At 46.7% G+C, this 19,914-nt stretch carries 18 protein-coding genes; 7 read left to right on the top strand and 11 right to left on the bottom strand.

The features are described from left to right. Positions 1 to 127: 127 nt before the first annotated feature. Both ACTQ53_RS09755 and ACTQ53_RS09750 read left to right on the top strand, forming a co-directional pair. Positions 128 to 4,249 carry a hybrid sensor histidine kinase/response regulator transcription factor gene (locus tag ACTQ53_RS09755; RefSeq protein ID WP_441932867.1) on the top strand — a complete coding sequence of 1,374 codons (4,122 nt, stop codon included), beginning with the start codon at positions 128 to 130 and terminating at the stop codon, positions 4,247 to 4,249. A gap of 192 nt (positions 4,250 to 4,441) precedes the next feature. Further along, a complete protein-coding gene (locus ACTQ53_RS09750) occupies positions 4,442 to 6,112 on the top strand; it encodes a glycoside hydrolase family 43 protein (RefSeq protein WP_441932866.1) in 1,671 nt (556 codons plus the stop codon). A gap of 84 nt (positions 6,113 to 6,196) precedes the next feature. On the opposite strand, the gene ACTQ53_RS09745 is transcribed toward ACTQ53_RS09750, so the two are convergent. Then, the gene (locus ACTQ53_RS09745; protein ID WP_441932865.1) at positions 6,197 to 7,075 is read right to left on the bottom strand and encodes a bifunctional metallophosphatase/5'-nucleotidase; all 879 of its coding nucleotides are present in this window, start codon (positions 7,073 to 7,075) and stop codon (positions 6,197 to 6,199) included. 33 nt (positions 7,076 to 7,108) lie between these two features. Further along, positions 7,109 to 7,891, bottom strand: coding sequence for a 5'-nucleotidase C-terminal domain-containing protein (locus ACTQ53_RS09740; RefSeq protein ID WP_441932864.1), 783 nt, complete (start codon positions 7,889 to 7,891; stop codon positions 7,109 to 7,111). 266 nt (positions 7,892 to 8,157) lie between these two features. Between ACTQ53_RS09740 and rplS the strand changes: the two genes are divergently transcribed. Then, a complete protein-coding gene (gene rplS / locus ACTQ53_RS09735) occupies positions 8,158 to 8,523 on the top strand; it encodes a 50S ribosomal protein L19 (protein WP_117663883.1) in 366 nt (121 codons plus the stop codon). A 130-nt stretch (positions 8,524 to 8,653) separates the two neighbouring features. Here the strand turns inward: rplS and ACTQ53_RS09730 are convergent, their stop codons facing one another. Beyond that, positions 8,654 to 8,935 (bottom strand): hypothetical protein, encoded by a 282-nt coding sequence (locus tag ACTQ53_RS09730; protein ID WP_295348118.1) that lies wholly within the window; start codon positions 8,933 to 8,935, stop codon positions 8,654 to 8,656. A gap of 148 nt (positions 8,936 to 9,083) precedes the next feature. Here ACTQ53_RS09730 and ACTQ53_RS09725 point away from each other — a divergent pair, with 148 nt between their 5' ends. After that, on the top strand, positions 9,084 to 10,268 hold the full coding sequence (locus tag ACTQ53_RS09725) for a phosphoribosylaminoimidazolecarboxamide formyltransferase (RefSeq protein ID WP_295348121.1): 1,185 nt from the start codon (positions 9,084 to 9,086) through the stop codon (positions 10,266 to 10,268). 62 nt (positions 10,269 to 10,330) lie between these two features. After that, a complete protein-coding gene (locus tag ACTQ53_RS09720) occupies positions 10,331 to 10,531 on the top strand; it encodes a hypothetical protein (RefSeq protein WP_006848784.1) in 201 nt (66 codons plus the stop codon). 117 nt (positions 10,532 to 10,648) lie between these two features. On the opposite strand, the gene ACTQ53_RS09715 is transcribed toward ACTQ53_RS09720, so the two are convergent. From ACTQ53_RS09715 to hpt, 6 genes are all read right to left on the bottom strand, one after another. Then, complete coding sequence (locus ACTQ53_RS09715) at positions 10,649 to 11,863, bottom strand: M23 family metallopeptidase (protein WP_294968036.1); 1,215 nt, start codon at positions 11,861 to 11,863, stop codon at positions 10,649 to 10,651. A gap of 137 nt (positions 11,864 to 12,000) precedes the next feature. Next, positions 12,001 to 12,843: a peptidoglycan editing factor PgeF gene (gene pgeF / locus ACTQ53_RS09710; RefSeq protein ID WP_218416647.1), complete on the bottom strand. Its 843-nt coding sequence runs from the start codon at positions 12,841 to 12,843 to the stop codon at positions 12,001 to 12,003. 111 nt (positions 12,844 to 12,954) lie between these two features. Further along, a complete protein-coding gene (gene obgE / locus ACTQ53_RS09705) occupies positions 12,955 to 14,115 on the bottom strand; it encodes a GTPase ObgE (protein ID WP_217761247.1) in 1,161 nt (386 codons plus the stop codon). A 116-nt stretch (positions 14,116 to 14,231) separates the two neighbouring features. Next, entirely contained in the window at positions 14,232 to 14,804 is a 573-nt protein-coding gene (locus tag ACTQ53_RS09700; protein WP_022122168.1) for an adenylate kinase, read from the bottom strand. Between the two features lie 421 nt (positions 14,805 to 15,225). Next, the gene (locus tag ACTQ53_RS09695) at positions 15,226 to 15,318 is read right to left on the bottom strand and encodes a DUF6722 family protein (RefSeq protein WP_441932863.1); all 93 of its coding nucleotides are present in this window, start codon (positions 15,316 to 15,318) and stop codon (positions 15,226 to 15,228) included. A gap of 37 nt (positions 15,319 to 15,355) precedes the next feature. Continuing rightward, on the bottom strand, positions 15,356 to 15,895 hold the full coding sequence (gene hpt / locus ACTQ53_RS09690) for a hypoxanthine phosphoribosyltransferase (protein ID WP_217761246.1): 540 nt from the start codon (positions 15,893 to 15,895) through the stop codon (positions 15,356 to 15,358). 126 nt (positions 15,896 to 16,021) lie between these two features. Between hpt and ACTQ53_RS09685 the strand changes: the two genes are divergently transcribed. Beyond that, a complete protein-coding gene (locus tag ACTQ53_RS09685; RefSeq protein ID WP_153124688.1) occupies positions 16,022 to 17,536 on the top strand; it encodes an NAD(P)H-hydrate dehydratase in 1,515 nt (504 codons plus the stop codon). 91 nt (positions 17,537 to 17,627) lie between these two features. Here ACTQ53_RS09685 and ACTQ53_RS09680 read toward each other — a convergent pair whose 3' ends face one another. Together ACTQ53_RS09680 and ACTQ53_RS09675 are read right to left on the bottom strand one after the other, a co-directional pair. Next, positions 17,628 to 18,062 carry a helix-turn-helix transcriptional regulator gene (locus ACTQ53_RS09680; protein WP_441932862.1) on the bottom strand — a complete coding sequence of 145 codons (435 nt, stop codon included), beginning with the start codon at positions 18,060 to 18,062 and terminating at the stop codon, positions 17,628 to 17,630. Then, on the bottom strand, positions 18,017 to 18,622 hold the full coding sequence (locus ACTQ53_RS09675) for a hypothetical protein (RefSeq protein WP_441932861.1): 606 nt from the start codon (positions 18,620 to 18,622) through the stop codon (positions 18,017 to 18,019). Before ACTQ53_RS09675 ends, ACTQ53_RS09680 begins: the two co-directional genes overlap by 46 nt. A gap of 569 nt (positions 18,623 to 19,191) precedes the next feature. Between ACTQ53_RS09675 and ACTQ53_RS09670 the strand changes: the two genes are divergently transcribed. Beyond that, positions 19,192 to 19,776: a DUF3575 domain-containing protein gene (locus ACTQ53_RS09670; RefSeq protein WP_441932860.1), complete on the top strand. Its 585-nt coding sequence runs from the start codon at positions 19,192 to 19,194 to the stop codon at positions 19,774 to 19,776. The last annotated feature ends 138 nt before the right edge of the window (positions 19,777 to 19,914 follow it).

Raw genomic sequence — 19,914 nt, 5'->3', positions numbered from 1 at the left:
TTTACGACATGTAACATTTTCTTCACTCAAAGTAAAAAAATCCTTGTTTTTACTTGAATAATCCAAAAAAAAACACTATTTTTGCACTCAGAAAAAGCTAGCAATAAGCTCGCTTGATAAACCAATAATGATTAAACTAGCAATGAATACACAATGCCACTTAGTCGTGAAAAGTATCCTTCTGATACTCATTCTATCAGTTTTCTCTATCCTCCCGTCATTGGGGCAGAGCGGTAAACTGTTCAATACAGACAATCAACTATCAAGCAATCTTGCCACACAAGTGTTCCAAGACAAGAGTGGTTTTATCTGGATTGCTACCCGTAACGGACTGAATGCTTACGATGGTTACCATATCTCTATCATGAAGAAAGATTTGCCCAATAGTCAAGGGCTGAACAGCAACTACATCAATAGTATCACCCAGGATGACAAGGGATATATTATATTAGGAACCAACAACTCTTTGCTGGCTTTTACGGGAAGTGGATTCCGAAAAATCCCTATGTTCGACTCGAAAGGCAAAGAACTCACCACATACGTAACCCTGGTTTATAGACTCCGAAACAAGGATCTTGCCGTTGGAACATCCGGATATGGCATCCTGCTCAAAAAGTCGGATGCTCAGGTATGCCATGCAATGAAGGGTGAAGTGGAAAAACTGAAATACATCAACAAATTATTGGAAGATAAATTGGGCAGACTCTGGATTGTCACCGAAGACGGAAGACTGTATCGCAAAGAAACAAATGGTAGAGTCACCTCCCACTTTGTCGGTACCGAAGGCGTGAACGCACAGGATATCCAGCAGGACGCCCTGGGCAACATCTATCTCGCCAGCAAGAACCAGGGCGTACATCTGCTCAGGGCAGGAAGCAACGTCTTTACCCGAATCAGCAGCATCGGAAACCTGCCCATCGACAACATCTATATCAGCCGCAACAACAAGCTCTATATCGGCAGCGACGGACTGGGCATCTATGTATATGACCCTCAGACCGGATTCCTGCAGGATAACCCTCTCTTCAGCCGACTGGTGAACCTGGCCAAGAGCAAGATAACCAGCATCATAGAAGACAATCAGGGCAACATCTGGGTGAGCATGCTGCAGAAAGGCGTGTTCATGCAGAGCAACATAAAGAACGACTTCAACTACATGGGCTTCCGCCTAGGCAACCGCAACGTGATTGGAGAAAACTGCGTTACCAGCCTCAGCATCAACCAGGGCAACCAGGTGTGGGTGGGTACTGACAAGGATGGCCTATACCTATTTAATATAGCAACCTGCAGCGTAGAGGGGCATTTCCTAAACCAAAGCACCGTGCTCACCCTCTGTAAGGACCAGCAGGGCAGAACCTGGGTGGGAACCTATAACGACGGTCTGGGCTATATGGATGCAGCCGGAAGCTTCCACCCTGTTGATTTGGGCATCAGCAAGTCGGTGGGCATCTTCGATATCAAGCAAGACCCACAGGGCAACATCTGGATAGCCACCATGGGCGAAGGTCTCTTCTGCCTGCAGAAAGACGGAAGCCGAAGGAACTACAAGGCTAAATATGGTGCAGATAACAACCTCAAGGTCAACAGCCTGCCCAACGATTACCTCGTCAAGATGGCCTTATCAAAGGATGGCAACCACGTGTATATAGCCACCTCTGTGGGACTGGCGTGCCTCGACCGCAAGCGAAACAGCTGGGTTTCCACCTTCAAGGGCATCAACTGCCTGAACAAGAACCGTTTTTCGCACTGCGTGTTTGTAGATAGCAAAGACCACGTATGGTATGGCACCGAGGATGGAGCCTTCTGCTTCGACTTCAGAAAGGGAATAGAGCCTAAACATTATTCCACAGCCCAAGGACTCACCGACAACGGTGTGGCGAGTATCACAGAAGACAACAAGGGCAAAATATGGCTGGGTACCAACAGCGGACTCAACAGGCTGAACCCCAAGGATGGCAGCATCATCAGGTTTTATAACGAAAGCGGACTGCAGAGCAACGAGTTCAGCGATGCTTCCATATGCACCACCCAGGATAAGAAGGTGATTCTGGTGGGTGGCTCTGGCGGAATCAACTGGTTCCAGGCCGACCGGGTAAAGCAGCATCCATGGCAGGCAAAGGTGGTTATCTCGGGCTTCGTGGTCAACAACAAGACAGTGACACCAGGCATGGAGTCGGGCAGCTATACCATCACGGACAGCTGGGTAACAGTGGCACGGGAGTTCAATCTCTCGCACGATGACAACACCTTCTCCCTGCAGCTCTCTACCTTCACCTATAATAATGTGGAGCAGATAAGATACGCCTACAGCATCAACGGCGATGCCTGGCGCACCGTGCCAGCCGGACAGAACGAACTTGCCTTCTCGCACATGGCTCCCGGCAGCTACAAATACCGCATCAAGGCCATCTGCAACGGCTACGAAACACCGGTGAAGGAGTTCACCATCATCGTTCACCCAGCCTGGTATGCCAGCATCTGGGCAAAGCTCTTCTATCTGCTGCTCCTCATAGCAGCCATCATGCTCTACCTGCGCCACCGCAAGCACCAGATGGAAGACCTGCTCATCCTGCAGCAGCACATCCACGCCGAAGAGATGGGCGAGGCGAAGATCAAGTTCTTCATGAACATCAGTCATGAAATCCGCACGCCGCTCACGCTCATCATCACGCCGCTGCTCTCGCTCATCAAGGAAGACAAGGAGCCTCACCGACAGGGCATCTACGAGATAATCCGAAAGAACTCTGAACGTATCCTCCACCTCATCAACCAGATGATGGACCTGAGAAAGATAGACAAGGGACAGATGGTGATGCGCATGTGCCAGACCAACATGGTGGCGTTCATCAACGAGGAATACGAACTCTTCAGGCAGCAGGCTCTGGCCAAGAACATCGACTTCGAATACCAGCACGACAGCGAAGAACTGCCCGTATGGATAGACCGAAACAACTTCGACAAGGTGATTATCAACATCCTTTCGAACGCCTTCAAGTTCACCCCTACGGCAGGCCACATCCTGCTCTCGCTCACCCACACCGACTACCATGCCTACATCAGCGTCAAGGACAGCGGCATCGGTATTCCAAAAGATAAGCTGGAAACCATCTTCCAGCGCTTCTACCAGACTCCTGCCGCCCCTAGCGACCGCAACATCGGTACGGGCATCGGTCTCGACCTCACCCGCTCGCTCGTGGAACTGCACTACGGCACCATCTCAGCCCGCAACAACGAGGGCGAGAAGGGGAGCAAGTTTGAGCACGGCAGCGAGTTCATCATCCGCATTCCGCTGGGCAAGGACCATCTGAAACCCGAAGAACTCATCGACGAAGAAGAGGTGAAGGAAGAGCAGAACCTGGAACTTGCCGAGGTGAAACAGCTGGAACAGGAGGTGAAGGAAACGGAAAATGCCGAAAAAGCCGAAAGCGCAGCCGGCACAACGGATATGGAGGGCAATCTGCCAGCCTCAGCTAGGGGAAACAAGGCTGAAATCGTGATTGTGGAAGACGAGGAGGATATCCAGGATTACCTGAAGGCCCAGCTCGCCAGCGACTTCAAGATACGCACCTACCCTAACGGAAAGGTGGCACTCAACGAGATTCTGAAGAATAAGCCAGACCTCATTATCAGCGACATCATGATGCCGGAAATGGACGGAACCACCCTCTGCGCCAAGCTGAAATCAAACATCAACACCAATGATGTGCCTATCATCCTGCTCACGGCAAAGAGCCGTGAAGAAGATCAGCTGGAAGGATTACAGACCGGTGCCGATGCCTACATACTGAAGCCATTCAATATGGACATCCTGCGCCGCAACATCATCAACCTGCTCACCGTGCGCCGCACTTTGCGCAACAAGTTCACGGGCAATGAAAGCCAGAACCACCAGGTAGAGCAGATAGAAATGCAGACACCAGACAATTCCCTGATGCAAAGGGTGATGGAGGTAATCAACGAAAACATCAACGATTCCGACCTGAGTGTGGACTTGATTGCACAAAAGGTGGGCATCAGTCGCGTGCACCTGCACCGCAAGATGAAGGAGCTGACCAATCAGACGCCACACAGCTTCATCCGCAACATCCGTCTGCAGCAGGCAGCCAAGTTGCTGAAGGATGGCAAGCAGAGCATCACCGGCGTGATGTACGCTTGCGGTTTCACCAATTCCGCAAGTTTCAGCACCATGTTCAAGAACCTCTACGGCTGTTCTCCTAGAGAATACATGCAGAATGCCATGAAGGAATAAAGATGATAAACAATAGAAAAAAGAATATGTAACAAAAACAAGACTATATGAAACGTAGGAAAAACTCTTGGTTACATTTCACAATGAAAGATTGCAAATAAAACCGTAACTTTGCAGCGGAAAAACCAGTATGGATTCTCTCCCTGGTTTTCCGCTGCATTTTTTGTATAATCTTTAAAATCAACAATCATAATGAAGAAATTAGCAATCTTATCGCTTTCGATGATGCTTGCAGCAGGAGCGCAGGCACAGACAGCAGAGTTCGACTACTTCAAGTATGCCGGCAATGATGCCCGTTTCAATGTAGAGATAGACAAGACGCATCAGTACTACAACCCAGTATTGGCAGGATTCTATCCAGACCCATCCCTCTGCCGCGTGGGCGACACCTACTATCTGGTGAACTCATCCTTCACCTTCTTCCCAGGTGTGCCTCTCTCAACCAGCAAGGACCTGGTAAACTGGACTCCTGCCGGCCATGTGCTCACCCGCCAATCGCAGGTGCCCCTGAAGGGTCAGCAAGTATCAGCCGGTATCTTCGCACCAGCCATCAGCTATAACAAGAAGAACAAGACGTTCTATATGATCACCACCAACGTGGGAGCCGGAAACTTCTTCGTCAAATCCAAGGACCCATCCAAGGGGTGGAGCGAGCCTATCTATCTGAAGAAGATTGACGGCATCGACCCTAGCTTCTTCTTTGATGACAACGGAAAGGGATATATCGTGCATAACGGTCCGGTAGTAGGCGGTGCCGACTATGAGGGTCAGCGTGCTATCCGCTGCTTCGAATTCGACGTGAAGGGCGACAGCATCAAGGGAGACTTCAAGGAGATTCTCCGTGGCGGAACCCATGTAGAGGCTCGTCCTATCTGGATTGAGGGTCCACACCTCTTCAAGAAGGGCAAGTTCTATTATCTGATGTGTGCAGAAGGCGGTACAGGCGGATGGCACAGCGAGGTAATCCTGCGTGCCAAGAATCCGATGGGTCCATGGGAGGAATGCCCTAACAACCCTATCCTCACCCAGCGCACAGGCTTGGATCCAAATCGCAAGGACCCAGTATCAAGTGCCGGTCATGCCGACATCGTAGAAGATGGCAAAGGTAACTGGTGGGCTGTATTCCTAGCTTGCCGTCCTTACGAGGAAGATATGTACAACACAGGTCGCGACACCTATCTCCTGCCGGTAACATGGAAGAATGGATGGCCAGAGATTCTTGCCAAGAACACCCCAATTTCTACAGTAGGCGAAAAGGCAGGCTTGAAGCCAGCAGAGAAGAATGAGTTCTCTGGCAACTTCAGCTATGTGGATAACTTCGATACAGCCGACAACGGCGTAGGTCTGAAGGATTTGAACCCACGCTGGATGTTCCTCCGCGACTTCGTTGACTGTTACAAGGTAGAAAACGGCAAATTGAAGTTCAATCTCCTGCCGGGCAATGTCTACAAGCGTGAACCGATGTCAGCCATCTGGGCTCGTCAGCAGCACGGAACCTTCACTGCCGAGACAGAGATTAACTTTACTCCTCGCAACGACAAGGATATCGCAGGCTTGGCACTTCTCCAGAAGGAAGACCACAACTTCGTATTGGGTAAGACCATGAAGAAGGGCAAGCTGATGATTACCCTGACCCGTGCCGAGAAGAACAATGCCCTCATTGCTTCTGCTCCTATCAAGGCTGGCAAGCTGAAGCTGAAGGTTGAAGGTCATGATAGATACTACGATTTCTATTATGCAGAGGAAGGCGGCGACTGGCAGCTGCTCGCCAAAGGCGTGGATGCCAGCAACCTGAGCACCCAAAAGAGCGGTGGCTTCATCGGTGCCTGCATCGGACTCTATGCCTCTTCCAACAAGGAATAACAGATATCATTATAAATCATAAAAATACAAAAAGACTCCCCGAGTTTTTCGAGGAGTCTTTTGTATTTTTCCTTTGTATAAGTTTTATTTATTCTTTACAATATCCAATGTCATTTTACCTACCCAGATGGCATTCTTGCCATTCTGATCTACCGGAACAGGTTTGCCATCGAGATTGTTCAGGTATTCCAGCTGCTTAAAGTAGGTGTGGCTATGACCACCCAATATCAGGTCGATGTTGCGGGTAGCTGGTGCTACTTCAGAATCGTCAATGCCATCAATCTTCCATCCCAGATGAGAGATGCAGATAATGACATCACACTTCTCCTTGTTCTTCAGAATCTCTGTCATCTCCCTTGCTTTTTCTATTGGGTCGAAATACTTGATGCAACCGTAGTTCTTCTCGGCTACCAATCCCGCCAGTTCCGGACCAAGACCGAAGACGCCAATCTTCAAACCCTTGCGGTTGATGATTGCATATGGCTTGACGATATCGGCAAGCTCTGTACCCGTAAAATCATAATTTGAGCATACTATTGGGAACTTCGCCATCTTGAAGAGACGAACCATATTGTCGATACCGAAATCGAACTCATGATTACCGATGGTAGCAGCATCATACTTCATCTCGTTCATCAAGCCAACCTCTACATCGCCCTTGAAGAGAGAATAATAAGGTGATCCCTGTGAGAAGTCACCACTATCAAAGAGCAGGAGATCAGGATTCTGCTTACGCTCTTCCTTAATCATAGCCACACGACGGAGGAAACCGCCACGATTGGCTGTCGCTGTATCTGCCAGGTTGGGATTGATAGGCATCACGCAGGAGTGGGTATCATTGGTATGGAGCACCACAAGCTGCCTGACAACCTTCGCCTCCTTCTTAGCCTTAGCCTGTACAGTAGCTGGCAGCATCGCGAACGATGCCAAAACCAGACCGATATATAATAATGTATGTTTCATCAGAATTCTCAATTATAAATTATCCATTATCAATTATTCATTCACCACCACGCAGCGGCCTTCAATCTTTGATTCCACCTCTTTGCCCTGCGCCATCATCTCACGGAAGTAATTCATGATGATATATCTCACGTTGTTCTCACGCTGCATGGGAGCCAATACGTCAGTACCGCTCTTGAAAGCCACGAGTTGGTCGTTACCCTCAGCCAGGTAATCAAGCGTAGCAATACGATAACTCTTCTGTGGGTCAACAGGTTCACCATTTATGGTAACGTTCATCAGCTTACCTTCCTTAGTTATCACCATTCTCACAGCGCTGCTCAAGCCTTCACCGCCACGATGCGCTATCTGCTGGAAGAGTTCGAGCACCTTGTCTCCGGTCAGAGTGAGGAAACAGATCTTGTTCTCGAAAGGAGCCATGTCGTTCACATCACCCACAGTAATCTTGCCCTTGGCAAGATTACTCCGGATGCCACCCATATTATAGACAGAGAATACCGGCTGCTCATCAAACTGCTTACCGCCCCAAACCAGGATGTCGCAAAGCAGGTTGCTGAGCTCGCTCTCAGGGCGATGACGGGTCATATCATGAGCGATGCTACCCACCACAGGACCCATGATGCTATCCACCTTGCTCTTATAAGGGGCAAGAAACCCTGCAGCCTCAGCATCAGGCTGAGCATCCCATTTTTTATCTACCAATATACGGGTTCTCTCTACCTTTGCCACCTTGAATTTCTGTGCAAAAGCTGGAAACGCCATCAGCAGCATGGTTGCAGAAGCAAGCAAAATCTTGATACTATTTTTTTTCTTCATACTTAATACAATAAATACTTTTAGAGTGCAAAGTTACAAAATAAATCTGCGAAATCTGCGAAATTTGCGAAAAAATTCAATGACAGTAGTAAAGAAAACAAAAAAACTGCGAGGAAATCGAAAGAAAGTATCTGAAAATTTGCGAGATAAGAGAAAAAGTCGTAACTTTGCACCCGCTTTTCGGCGTAACCGCTGTTGTCTGGGTAGAAGTGTTACCCGTCCATGTTGCGTTGGAACGACAAACAATTTTTAATTTTATACAAAAAATGGATTTGATTAAAGTTGCTGAAGAAGCATTTGCAACCGGCAAGAAGTTCCCTGAGTTCAAGGCAGGTGACACTATCACTGTCGCTTACAAAATCGTCGAGGGTACTAAGGAGCGTATCCAGCTCTATCGTGGTGTAGTTATCAAGATCTCTGGTCATGGTGACAAGAAGCGTTTCACAGTTCGTAAGATGTCTGGTACAGTAGGTGTAGAGCGTATCTTCCCTATCGAGTCACCAGCTATCGATTCTATCGAGGTGAACAAGCACGGTAAGGTACGTCGCGCTAAGTTGTATTACTTGCGTAAGCTCACAGGTAAGAAGGCTCGTATCGCTGAGAAGAAGACCATCGCTAAGAGCGCTGAGTAATTTTCTTAGTTACCTATTAAAATTAGAATTTGAAAAGGGCATCCCATCTTCCGATAGGATGCCCTTTCTATATTTCCATATCAATTTTACATCAAGAAAAATACCCTTCAACCTGAGTGAAGTGTTTTGCTTATTCCCCGGTGCTATAGTTCGTCAACCCATCATCGGTTCCATGCAATGCTCCCTGGAAATCCGCCCAACTTTGGAAGCCGGCAAGTAATGCCAAGCGGTTGAGTGTCTGCGCCGAAGGCTTTTCCTTACCCTTTAAAATATCCCACACCTTGTGTAGCACTTTTGTCTTACTATGCTTCTCATCGTGCTGTACGTGTGCCTTGCCGAGCTTCTTCTCTAAAGCTACGGCGAGAATTTTCAAATCATTCTTCATTGTGATTTTCCTTTCCCAAATTCTCAATTTCTCTATTTCTCAAATTTCATTTATTCTAACAGAGAGCAAAAGTACATAATAAAATCGAAACAAGGTAATGTTTTCCTGATTATTTTTGTTTTTACCACAAAAAAGTTGTAATTTTGCAGCAGAATTCAATTATATTTCTTACAAGATGAAAGAATTAGCACTTAAGTACGGATGCAATCCGAATCAGAAGCCTTCTCGCATCTATATGGATGACGGAAGGGAACTGCCTATCGAAGTTATCAACGGCCGACCAGGCTACATCAACTTCCTGGATGCTTTCAATTCTTGGCAATTGGTCAAGGAACTGAAGGCTGCTACAGGAATGCCTGCTGCCGCTAGTTTCAAACACGTTTCTCCTGCCGGTGCTGCCATCGGCTTGCCACTGAGCGACACATTGAAGAAGATTTACTTCTGCGATGACGTAGATTTCGAACTTTCTCCTTTGGCTTGCGCTTATGTTCGTGCTCGTGGTGCAGACCGCATGTGCTCTTACGGTGACTTTGTTGCCCTGAGCGATGTATGCGATGAGGCTACTGCCCTCCTCATCAAGCGTGAGGTAAGTGACGGCGTTATTGCTCCTGGCTATACTCCTGAGGCTATCAAGGTGTTGAAGGAGAAGCGCAAGGGTACCTACTGCGTCATCCAGATTGATCCTGACTACGTGCCAGCTCCTATCGAGCGCAAGCAGGTATTCGGTGTTACCTTCGAACAGGGACGCAACGAGGTGAAGCTCGATGACCCAGCTCTCTTCGAGGATGTTCCTACCAAGAACAAGACTTTCACTCCTGAGGCTAAGCGCGATCTGATTATCTCGCTCATCACCCTGAAGTATACTCAGAGTAACTCTGTATGCTACGTAAAGGATGGTCAGGCTATCGGTATCGGTGCCGGTCAGCAGAGCCGTATCCACTGTACCCGCCTTGCAGGTTCCAAGGCAGACGAGTGGTGGTTGCGCCAGTGTCCTAAGGTGATGAACCTGCCTTTCAAGGAGAAGATTCGCCGTGCAGACCGTGACAACACCATCAATGTCTACATCTCTGATGAGTGGGAAGACGTATTGCAGGATGGCGTTTGGGAGCAGTTCTTCACAGAGAAGCCTGAGCCATTGACCCGCGAGGAGAAGAAGGCTTGGATTGCACAGAACAAGGGTGTAAGCGTTGGTAGCGATGCTTTCTTCCCATTCGGCGACAACATCGAACGTGCTCACAAGAGTGGTGTGGAATACATAGCAGAAGCAGGCGGTAGCATCCGTGACGATAATGTTATCGATACTTGCGACAAGTACGGCATTGCCATGGCGTTCACTCACGTTCGCCTCTTCCATCACTAATTTAAGTGAAGAGTGAAGAATTCAACGGCTTTACTTATCATAAAGTTCAAAGTTCAAAGTATATGAGTGATATTGACGATATTATCATGGGTGGTATGGTCTTCAAAGGCGGAGGCGGTCCCAAGAAGGACGACGACGACAAGGTGAAGACCAAAGCCAAGAAAAAGAAGTATATTACGGGTGCTCACGGCAGCGGCTCTGCCCGTCAGAAGGCAAAGTATCGCCAACAGAGAGCCAACCGTAAATCGCAGAAGAAGAAATAATCTCTATCTCCCTGCATACAGATAAAACTTTCGCCCGTGCGCTGTTGAGATTTCAACAGTACACGGGCGAAGTTTTTTATCTGTTCTGTTTCAAATCAATCCTTGATTTGGTCTTTATCAGTTCTTTACGCTTTTCACGCCTTTTCCCTTGGTAAGATGCAAGGTAGCGGCTTTCAGCTTATGGTTACTGTGGTCGAAGATGATGGCTGGATCCAGGCGCTTGCCGCCGAAAGACACCTCGAAATGGAGATGCTCTGTGGTGGCCCTTCCGGTACGGCCCGTAAGACCGATTACCTGGCCTGCCTTCACCTTATCACCCTTCTTCACCATGTTCTTACTCTGATGGCTATAGAGCGTTTCCAAGCCGTAGGCATGCTTGATTCGGATGCAGTTGCCATAGCCGTAGTAAGGTCCCGAGGCAACCACCTCGCCATCGAAGGCGGCATAAATCTCGTCGTTAGGCTTGGTCTTCAAATCCACACCCGAGTGACGGCGGACACCTCCGTATGGACTGATGACACGGGCATCAGGCAATGGATATGACCATGCCTTCTCCTCTATCTTCTCCAAATCGAGAAGGAAGGTGTTAGTGATGGTAAACGGATCGTTCACCTCGTCAGGGTCGAGAGTCATGGCATGATCGCCAGCCCGGCTGCCCGACTTCTTATTTGCCCCCTTATCATTTCTATCACTCTTATCGTTTCTAGAAACGGAGGAATCCTTGCCGCCTATCACCGTGATGTTGATGCGGCTGCCTGTCTTGCGGAACTGCACGGTCTGTCGGCGGAGCTTATGACTCTTCAGTTCGATGATGGTTTCCGGGTTGATGCGTGCACCATTCACCATGATGGAGAATTCGCAGTAGGTCTCACCCTCCTTGGTACCCACGATGGCGATGGTTTGTCCGGCATCCACATGCTGTCCCACCTTCATCAGGTTCTCGGCATTGTTGGCATACACGGTTTCCAGACCATTGTCGTGACGGATGACGATGACATTACCCATCGACTCGGTTTTGCGCGAGAGTCGCACATAACCATCAAACATCGCCTTGACGGCGTCGCCCTTCGAGGTTTCGATGCGCATCACGCTATTGCCATTGGTAAGGCTAGCCTTGCCCACAGGAAGCGGGAAGGAATATTCCTTGGCACGGAATATCTCAAAGTCAACATTGAAGGCTTGACTCTGGGCAAAGAGGCCTGGCGTTGCGATGCTCACCTGCTGTTGCTCGGCGGCAGTAAACTCATTTTTGGCGGGCATGAAACTGCTCAGGGATAGCATCAGCATGCCCGAGACGGCTACAAGCCCCAATCTCTGTCTTAATCTACTCATTATCTCTATCGTTCTAAATCTCTAAATTAATTATAAACTATTAACTGTAAACTATTAACTGTAAATTGAAAAACATCCACTTCTCCCTCTTCGTTCATAGAAAAGATAGAAATGGATGTTATCATGAAAAATCTTATTTATTTCTCCAGGAGGATGGCCGTATAGATTCTGCCGCTCTCTGTGCCCAACTTGCGAGCAGAGAAATACTCGTCGCTATGCTGGAAGGTACAGATGCCACAATCCTGAATGTTTTCCTCGGCTACACCACAGTGCAGAAGAATCTGCTTGTTGCAGAGCGGAAGATTGATATGCCACTTCAGGGGCTGAACGATATTACCTTCGGCAGCCAGGCGATCACGCTCAGCAGGATCTGCAGAGAAGGCAGCATTAGGGCGCTGCTCTGCAATCTCTTCCATCGGAAAGGCAGCCTGCTCAAAAGCCTCATATACCTCATCTCCCACCTCAAAACTGTCGAGAGAAATACCAGGACCTATCACCGCCTTCAGCTTCTTGGGATCTGTCTTATAGGCAAAAGCCATCTCCTGAAGAGTCTTGTGAACGATGCGAGCCAAGGTCCCTCTCCATCCGGCATGGATGGCGGCGGCTGCATGATGCTCCTCATCATAAAGAAGCACCGGGATGCAATCGGCAGTAGAAACGCCAATGCATACACCAGCCTGATCGGTCATTATAGCATCTACGCCTTCAAGTACCATCTTACGGATATTCTCTGGCATGGTAAAAAACTCATCTGCGATATTACGCACCTCTACTCCATGTACCTGATGCGGCATGATGAGATGGGCTGTATCAATACCCAACTCTGTGGCAAGACGCTTGCGGTTTTCAGCCACATGTTCTGCATTGTCACCGCAAAACTCATTGATATTAAATTCGCCATAGTTGCCCTGGCTTACTCCATCCTTACGGGTAGTAGAGAAAGCCTTGACGCCAGCGGCTATATTATATTCCTTTATCATCTAATGTTAAGTGTTAAATTAGGCTTACGCTCACGAAACAAATGAATTGGCTTTCCCTGCGGTCGCCGAACATTGTTTCTTCACTCTTCGTTCTTCACTCTTCAATTAAATCTACTCATATTCGAAATCATCGAGGTCATCAACATCCTCGATTTCATCCTCATCGATATATTCAACGATGTCCTCACCCTCAGCTTCAAGTTCCTGCTGGAAGCGGGACATGTCCTTATCACGATGCACGAGAGTATCCTCGGCAGTAATCTCCTGCAGCTTATTGCTCTCTGAGTTCAGTTCCTTCCAGAGTACATCCTTCAAATCCTGAATACCCTGTCCGGTAACAGAAGAAATGAAGACCACAGGAAGGTCAGTAGGAAGAGTATCCTTCAACATCTCGATGAGCTCATCATCCAGGAGATCACACTTGGTAATGGCAAGCACACGGTGCTTATCGAGCATCTCTGGATTGAAATTCTTCAACTCGCCCAGCAATACCTCATATTCCTTCTTGATATCATCTGTATCGCCCGGCACCATAAAGAGCAGCAGGGAGTTGCGCTCGATATGGCGCAGGAATCGCAAACCTAAGCCCTTTCCTTCGCTCGCACCCTCGATGATGCCAGGAATGTCGGCCATGACAAAACTCTGGTGATCGCGATAATCCACGATACCCAGTGACGGTTCGAGCGTAGTAAACGGATAGTTGGCAATCTTAGGACGAGCACTGGAAACAGCACTCAGCAAGGTAGACTTGCCGGCATTAGGGAAACCTACCAGACCCACATCGGCAAGGAGCTTCAACTCCATGATGATGGTCATCTCCTGCATAGGTTCTCCAGGCTGTGCATAACGAGGCGCCTGATTAGTGGCAGAACGGAACTGAAAATTACCCAATCCACCGCGACCACCCTTGAGAAGCAGCACTTCCTGACCATCGTATGCCACATCGCATACAAACTTGCCGGTCTCGGCATTATACACCACGGTACCACAAGGCACATCAATATAGATGTCCTTGCCATCGGTACCATGACACTTGTCACGTCCTCCATTGCCACCATGCTCGGCGAAGAAGTGGCGCTGATACTTCAGATGCAGCAAAGTCCAGTAGTTGTGGTTGCCGCGAAGATAGATGCTTCCTCCACGTCCGCCATCGCCACCATCAGGTCCACCATTAGGTTGGTACTTCACGTGGCGCAGGTGCATGGAGCCTTTACCACCCTTACCAGAGCGGCAGTTGATCTTTACATAATCTACGAAATTGGATTCAGCCATTTATTTTTCCTTTTTAATTGAATGAATAAATCTTCTTTTATTGAACAAAAGATTCTTCTTTTATTTAACGAATAAATCTTCCCCGCAGCCTTGCTGGGAAGATTATTTTATCTTGATTACAAGTTGTCGATTACATTGCAAACGCGTGCAAAGATCTCATCTACTGTACCGAGACCCTCGATGTGGTGATGAATGCCTTCCTTCTCATACCAGTCGATGAGCGGAGCAGTCTGTGTATGATAAACATTGAGACGCTTCTTGATAGTCTCCTCATTATCATCAGAACGACCGCTTTCCTTACCGCGGTTAATCAGGCGAGCCATCAGCTCATCCTCAGGAACTGCCAACTCAATCATGGCAGCAATCTTATGACCACGCTCAGAGAGCATCTTCTTCAGAGCCTCAGCCTGTGGAGTGGTACGTGGGAAACCATCGAAGATAACACCAGCGTGATCCTTACCGAAGCTATCGTATACACTTGCGAGGATGTCAATCATCAACTCGTCTGGAATCAACTGACCATTGTCGATATAACCCTTAGCTGTCTTACCAAGTTCTGTACCGTTCTTGATTTCGTTACGAAGTACGTCACCTGTAGAAATGTGACCGAGACCATACTTCTCGATCATCTTGTCGCTCTGTGTACCTTTACCTGCACCTGGAGCACCGAAAATTACGATATTTTTCATTTTTACCTTAATATATATAAATTGTTTTATGTTGTGTCAGAAACTTAACTATATTTATTAACCCACTTCTGTCCCTTTGGAGACAAAAGAACAGCAAAAACAATTCCAAAGAGAACTGTTACAACACCTAAAAAAAATAATGCATCCATTTTATGTCCTCCTATTTTTATTGTTATACTTTGGGTCAAAAACTTAATTTATACTGTTAAACCATTGCTTTCCTTTGGGAGTCATAACAAATAACAAGAATACTATAGCAGGGATTCCTACCATAGCCAAAATAATGTATGTACCCAAAAAAGGAATATCTAAAAGGCAATTAAATGCCATCAAACTTAAATTTGCCATTATTTCTTCTTTTTATCGTTATCTTTTTTATTCTTCCTAATATAAATACCTGCTATAAACAATATGATTGCTATTAATCCGCTGACAACATCCAACGAACATCATTGAGATCCTGCATCATCGAAGTAACAAATACAGCAGTCAAGAAGTACTTGGAGACATCCAAGCAATAATCACTAATCTTCTCCCATATGCTTCACCCTCTATTCTTCTACAATCGTGTAGATATCGCGGAGGTTTCTGCCTTCTTGGTCATAATCTAATCCATATCCTACGATGAAATCGTTAGGAATTTCCATCACGGCATAGTTAATGTCCAGATCAACCTTCAGGTTGCCTGGCTTCACGAGGAGCGAACAAATCTCGATGCTGGCAGGATTCTTCTTCTTCAAATCCTCAATCATGTGAGCCATGGTAAAACCGGAATCAACAATGTCTTCTACAATGATGACATCACGGCCTTCCAGGTTCTGGTTGATGCCCATCAGGGTCTTCATGCTGCCGGTAGAGCTGGTGCCCTCGTAGGAAGCATACTTCACAAACGAAATCTCGCTCGGTACCGTAATCATTCGCATCAGATCGGCAGCGAAGATAAACGAACCATTCAACACAGCCAGGAACACTGGCTTCCTACCTTCGTAATCCTTGTTGATACGGTCGGCAACGACCTGTACCTTCTTCAGAATCTCAGCCTCTGGAATGGAGGTCTTGAAGGTCTTATCCTTGATTTTTACTATGCCCATAGTCTTGATGATATAATATTTTCTGCAAAATTACGAAAAAAACATGAAACTTCATCCATTCATCGACTTTTTTTAGTACTTTTGCATTAATTTAATCAGATAATCGGACATAACATACAGTAAGATATGAAGATATTTACAAGTGCTCAGATACATGAGCTAGACAAATACACCATTGAGCATGAACCCATCTCATCGCTCAACCTCATGGAACGCGCTGCCAAAGCTTTGACTCGTGCCATCGAGGAAGAATGGACCAACCGCACACCCGTGGTTGTCTTTGCCGGTCCCGGCAACAATGGTGGCGATGCACTTGCTGTTGCCAGATTGCTCAGCGAGGATGGATATCAGGTGAATGTATATCTGTTCAACGTACACAATAAACTCTCAGCAGACTGTGCAGCCAACAAGAAAAGGCTCCAGGAAGCAAAAAGAGTGAAATTCACGGAAGTCGTTCTCAACTTCGATCCTCCACAGCTCGAAGCAGGTACGCTTGTGATTGACGGTCTCTTTGGCAGCGGACTGAACAAACCGCTGGCTGGAGGTTTTGCTGCTATGGTAAAATACATCAACCAGAGTGCTGCCAAGGTGGTAAGTATCGACATTCCTTCGGGACTGATGACCGAAGATAATTCCTACAACATCCACTCCAACATTATCCGGGCAGACCAGACTCTTACCCTTCAGCAGAAAAAGCTCTGCATGCTGATGGCAGACAACCAGCAATACCTGGGGCATCTGAAAGTACTTGACATCCGACTTTCTACAGAATATATCAAGAATACAGATTGCAGATACAGCATCCTTGAGGAAAAGGACATCAGACTGCTGATGCATCCCCGTAATGATTTTGCGCATAAGGGCAACATGGGCAATGCACTTATCATTGCCGGAAGCTACGGTATGTGCGGTGCATCGGTCCTTGCCACCAAGGCTTGTCTGAGAAGCGGCGTAGGCAAAGTGACTACACATACGCCCAAACGCAACTACGAGATTATGCAGATAAGCGTACCGGAAGCGGTACTTCAGATGGATTCTGAAGAAACCATCTTCAGCGAGCCGGTGGAAACAGAGAACTTCCATGCCATGGGCATCGGTCCTGGACTGGGAACCAACGAGACTACCGCCATCGCCCTGATAGCCCAACTGCGCCGTGCCAGCTGTCCGGTGGTCGTAGATGCTGATGCATTGAACATTCTCTCCAGCCACCGTGCCTGGATGCAGCAACTTCCAAAGGACATCATCCTCACACCCCATCCAAAAGAACTGGACCGCCTGGCAGGCAATACCAGCAGCAGTTGCAGCGAACGGCTCTTGAAAGCCAGCGAACTGGCTGAGCGCTTACAGGCGTACATTATATTAAAAGGACACTATTCAGCCCTCTGCCATCCGGACGGAAAAGTAGAATTCTGCTCTACCGGCAACAGTGGCATGGCAACAGCCGGAAGCGGTGATGTACTTACAGGTATCATCACAGCCCTCCTGGCACGAGGATACAAGCAGGCAGATGCCTGCCGATTGGGAATGCATCTACACGGTCTGGCAGGCGACCTTGCCGCAAAAGACCTGGGCAAGGAAAGTCTCATTGCCAGTGATATCATACAATATCTGCCAAAGGCATTCCTTAGAATGGAAGACTAAGAATTATAAGAAAATGGCAAAACTTGAAAAGCCACAATAATAAATAAAAAAGGGTAAGCTTCTTGTAAGCCTACCCTTTTTTAATATTGCATTATGATTCTACTTTGTATCTTGCTTCATAAAAGCGTTTTTCAAGTTCGCGCTTCAAATCGTCTTTTCGATCCATATTCAGCTTTTTACGGATATGACTACGCTGACTGGTGATATTCGATTCGCTTTTGTTCAATTCTATACAGATTTCCTTCAAGCTCTTACCCTCCATGACCATTTGGCAAATCTGTCTTTCGCTATTGGTGAGGTCAATACACACCAGATCCCAAGCCTTCTTGCTCTGCTCACTGCTTTTCAACTGTTCTGCGGCACGTTTCAGGATATTCTGCTGCTGTTCGGGTCTCAGTCGGTTCATCAGATTTACCGCCATATCCTTCTCATTCTCCTTCAGGTCGGCAAGCAGATGCAGCGCCTTCTTCTCTTCTTCCCTCAACTGGTTAGGCTGACGGAGTTCCTTGGTGATGACATGATCCATATTTTATATAACCACACATAGAAAATCATTAAGAATCCAACAAGAATCGCCTTGCCACTAAAAAGCAGTACATAGAATTGCGTATGCGAAATAGCTACAGCTACTACAGGCAGCAGAGCAATGGTAAAGCCAATACTGATTTTGTTGAGTAGCTGGCTCTGGGCTGTAATAGCAAGAATAAACATGATGAAGATGTTGCTCATTACACTGAGGTTGTCCTGTTTGGCACCATAACGCAGACATAACATACTGTCAACTGCCAATTTGACGAATACAAGGATATAGAGCATGGAGATGCCGTTCTTAAACACAACCTTGCGAGCTAACACAAGATAGAGTAAAATTGCAAGTCCGATGGTATGAGCCAGGTTATAGCAAAAGCCTATCCACGCATCCATTATGTAAAATAAAATGAAATGATAGGGAATGATCAATATCTCTATAAGTGACAAGAGGACGAAGGCGATTACCCTGCGGCGATCCACCACACCACAAAAGTCTGGGAATAAATGATGTTCTAGGCGCATACACCAATCCCAAAGTTTGTTCTTAGCTTTCATTATCTTACTTATTGATTAATACTATCCTGTCCTATCAGGACTTATTACATTCCATTAGAGATTTATATTCATCATAAACCCTTTTGCAGATTTACTATTTGTTCTCTGCTGCAAAAGTACAACTAAAAAATGAAACAGCCCAAGAAATTCAGGGAAAAAGTATCAAAAAAATGTAGAAAAGGAGCATTTTCAGGGTTTTTCAGTGTTTCATTTGTCCCTTTTTTGCAGGTGATCAGCATTTTTAGGCGCTACTTTTGTTGGAAGCTAAGCAAAAAAGCTCTATATTTGCAATCGAAAAAACAAAGTTCGATTTTTAAAGCACGAACTTTCAATCAACTCACGAAGTTGCTGACAGGCATCTAAGAACAGAGTTATAAAATGGTTAAAGATGATAATAAGTAAAAGATAAGTAAATGATAGGCTAACTATTCTTTAATAAATGAAGTCTAGTTCAAAACCTATTGATAAATAGAAAAAAATAAGTATAAGTAAAAGTATAAGTAAAAGATGATGATGCGTTTCTTTAGAGAAACTATTTGTCATTCTTAAATCATTAAAGGATTTTAAGTATGAACAGAAGGATTTTAATTGCGCTACTGGCTGTAAGCAGCTTCATCTGCCCAGCCATCGCTCAGAATGCGGCCTTGAAAACAAACCTCCTTTATGATGCAACCAGCACCATAAATCTCGGTTTTGAATTCGGCCTTTCACCAAAATGGACTTTGGATGTATCCGGCAACTACAACCCTTGGACATTTTCCAAGAACAAGAAATGGCAGCATTGGCTTGTTCAGCCAGAAGCCAGATACTGGTTCTGCAATAAGATGATGGGCTCCTTCATCGGTTTCCACGCTCTTGGAGGTTCTCATAATATTGGTAACGTAGATCTTGATTTCAAGTTCCTAGGTACCGACTTCTCCAAATTGAAAGATTATAGATACGAAGGATGGTTCGTTGGTGCAGGTATTGCATACGGCTATACCTGGGCACTATCTAAGCATTGGAACTTCGAGGCTGAACTCGGAGTGGGATACGTTTATTCAAAAGCGGATAAATACGAATGTCCACAATGCGGTGAGAGACTCGAGAATGACAAGGATCATCACTACGTAGGCCCTACCAAGGCGGCACTCAACCTGGTGTATGTCTTCTAATTCGTGATACATTATTATATTAATAAGTAGGGTGTCCAGTTCTATGTTCCAATATTAACTCACTTGTTTGAGTGTTTTGGTTCGTTCTGTCACCCAGTTTTTGGACAAGTGCTCGGTAGTCCAAGCATCAATGTCCTT

This window comes from Prevotella sp. Sow4_E9_plate, assembly GCF_052116205.1.
In the GTDB taxonomy this organism is placed as follows: Bacteria; Bacteroidota; Bacteroidia; order Bacteroidales; family Bacteroidaceae; genus Prevotella.
The sequence above is the reverse complement of the archived record's forward strand: the minus strand, read 5'-3'. Positions and strand labels throughout refer to the sequence as shown.

Excerpts from the sequence above, each read along its gene's own strand:
- ACTQ53_RS09755 (WP_441932867.1), top strand. The coding sequence starts at position 128 with ATGATTAAACTAGCAATGAATACACAATGCCACTTAGTCGTGAAAAGT.
- ACTQ53_RS09750 (WP_441932866.1), top strand. The coding sequence starts at position 4,442 with ATGAAGAAATTAGCAATCTTATCGCTTTCGATGATGCTTGCAGCAGGA.
- ACTQ53_RS09745 (WP_441932865.1), bottom strand. The coding sequence starts at position 7,075 with ATGAAACATACATTATTATATATCGGTCTGGTTTTGGCATCGTTCGCG.
- ACTQ53_RS09740 (WP_441932864.1), bottom strand. The coding sequence starts at position 7,891 with ATGAAGAAAAAAAATAGTATCAAGATTTTGCTTGCTTCTGCAACCATG.
- rplS (WP_117663883.1), top strand. The coding sequence starts at position 8,158 with ATGGATTTGATTAAAGTTGCTGAAGAAGCATTTGCAACCGGCAAGAAG.
- ACTQ53_RS09725 (WP_295348121.1), top strand. The coding sequence starts at position 9,084 with ATGAAAGAATTAGCACTTAAGTACGGATGCAATCCGAATCAGAAGCCT.
- ACTQ53_RS09720 (WP_006848784.1), top strand. The coding sequence starts at position 10,331 with ATGAGTGATATTGACGATATTATCATGGGTGGTATGGTCTTCAAAGGC.
- ACTQ53_RS09715 (WP_294968036.1), bottom strand. The coding sequence starts at position 11,863 with ATGAGTAGATTAAGACAGAGATTGGGGCTTGTAGCCGTCTCGGGCATG.
- pgeF (WP_218416647.1), bottom strand. The coding sequence starts at position 12,843 with ATGATAAAGGAATATAATATAGCCGCTGGCGTCAAGGCTTTCTCTACT.
- obgE (WP_217761247.1), bottom strand. The coding sequence starts at position 14,115 with ATGGCTGAATCCAATTTCGTAGATTATGTAAAGATCAACTGCCGCTCT.
- ACTQ53_RS09700 (WP_022122168.1), bottom strand. The coding sequence starts at position 14,804 with ATGAAAAATATCGTAATTTTCGGTGCTCCAGGTGCAGGTAAAGGTACA.
- hpt (WP_217761246.1), bottom strand. The coding sequence starts at position 15,895 with ATGGGCATAGTAAAAATCAAGGATAAGACCTTCAAGACCTCCATTCCA.
- ACTQ53_RS09685 (WP_153124688.1), top strand. The coding sequence starts at position 16,022 with ATGAAGATATTTACAAGTGCTCAGATACATGAGCTAGACAAATACACC.
- ACTQ53_RS09680 (WP_441932862.1), bottom strand. The coding sequence starts at position 18,062 with ATGGATCATGTCATCACCAAGGAACTCCGTCAGCCTAACCAGTTGAGG.
- ACTQ53_RS09675 (WP_441932861.1), bottom strand. The coding sequence starts at position 18,622 with ATGAAAGCTAAGAACAAACTTTGGGATTGGTGTATGCGCCTAGAACAT.
- ACTQ53_RS09670 (WP_441932860.1), top strand. The coding sequence starts at position 19,192 with ATGAACAGAAGGATTTTAATTGCGCTACTGGCTGTAAGCAGCTTCATC.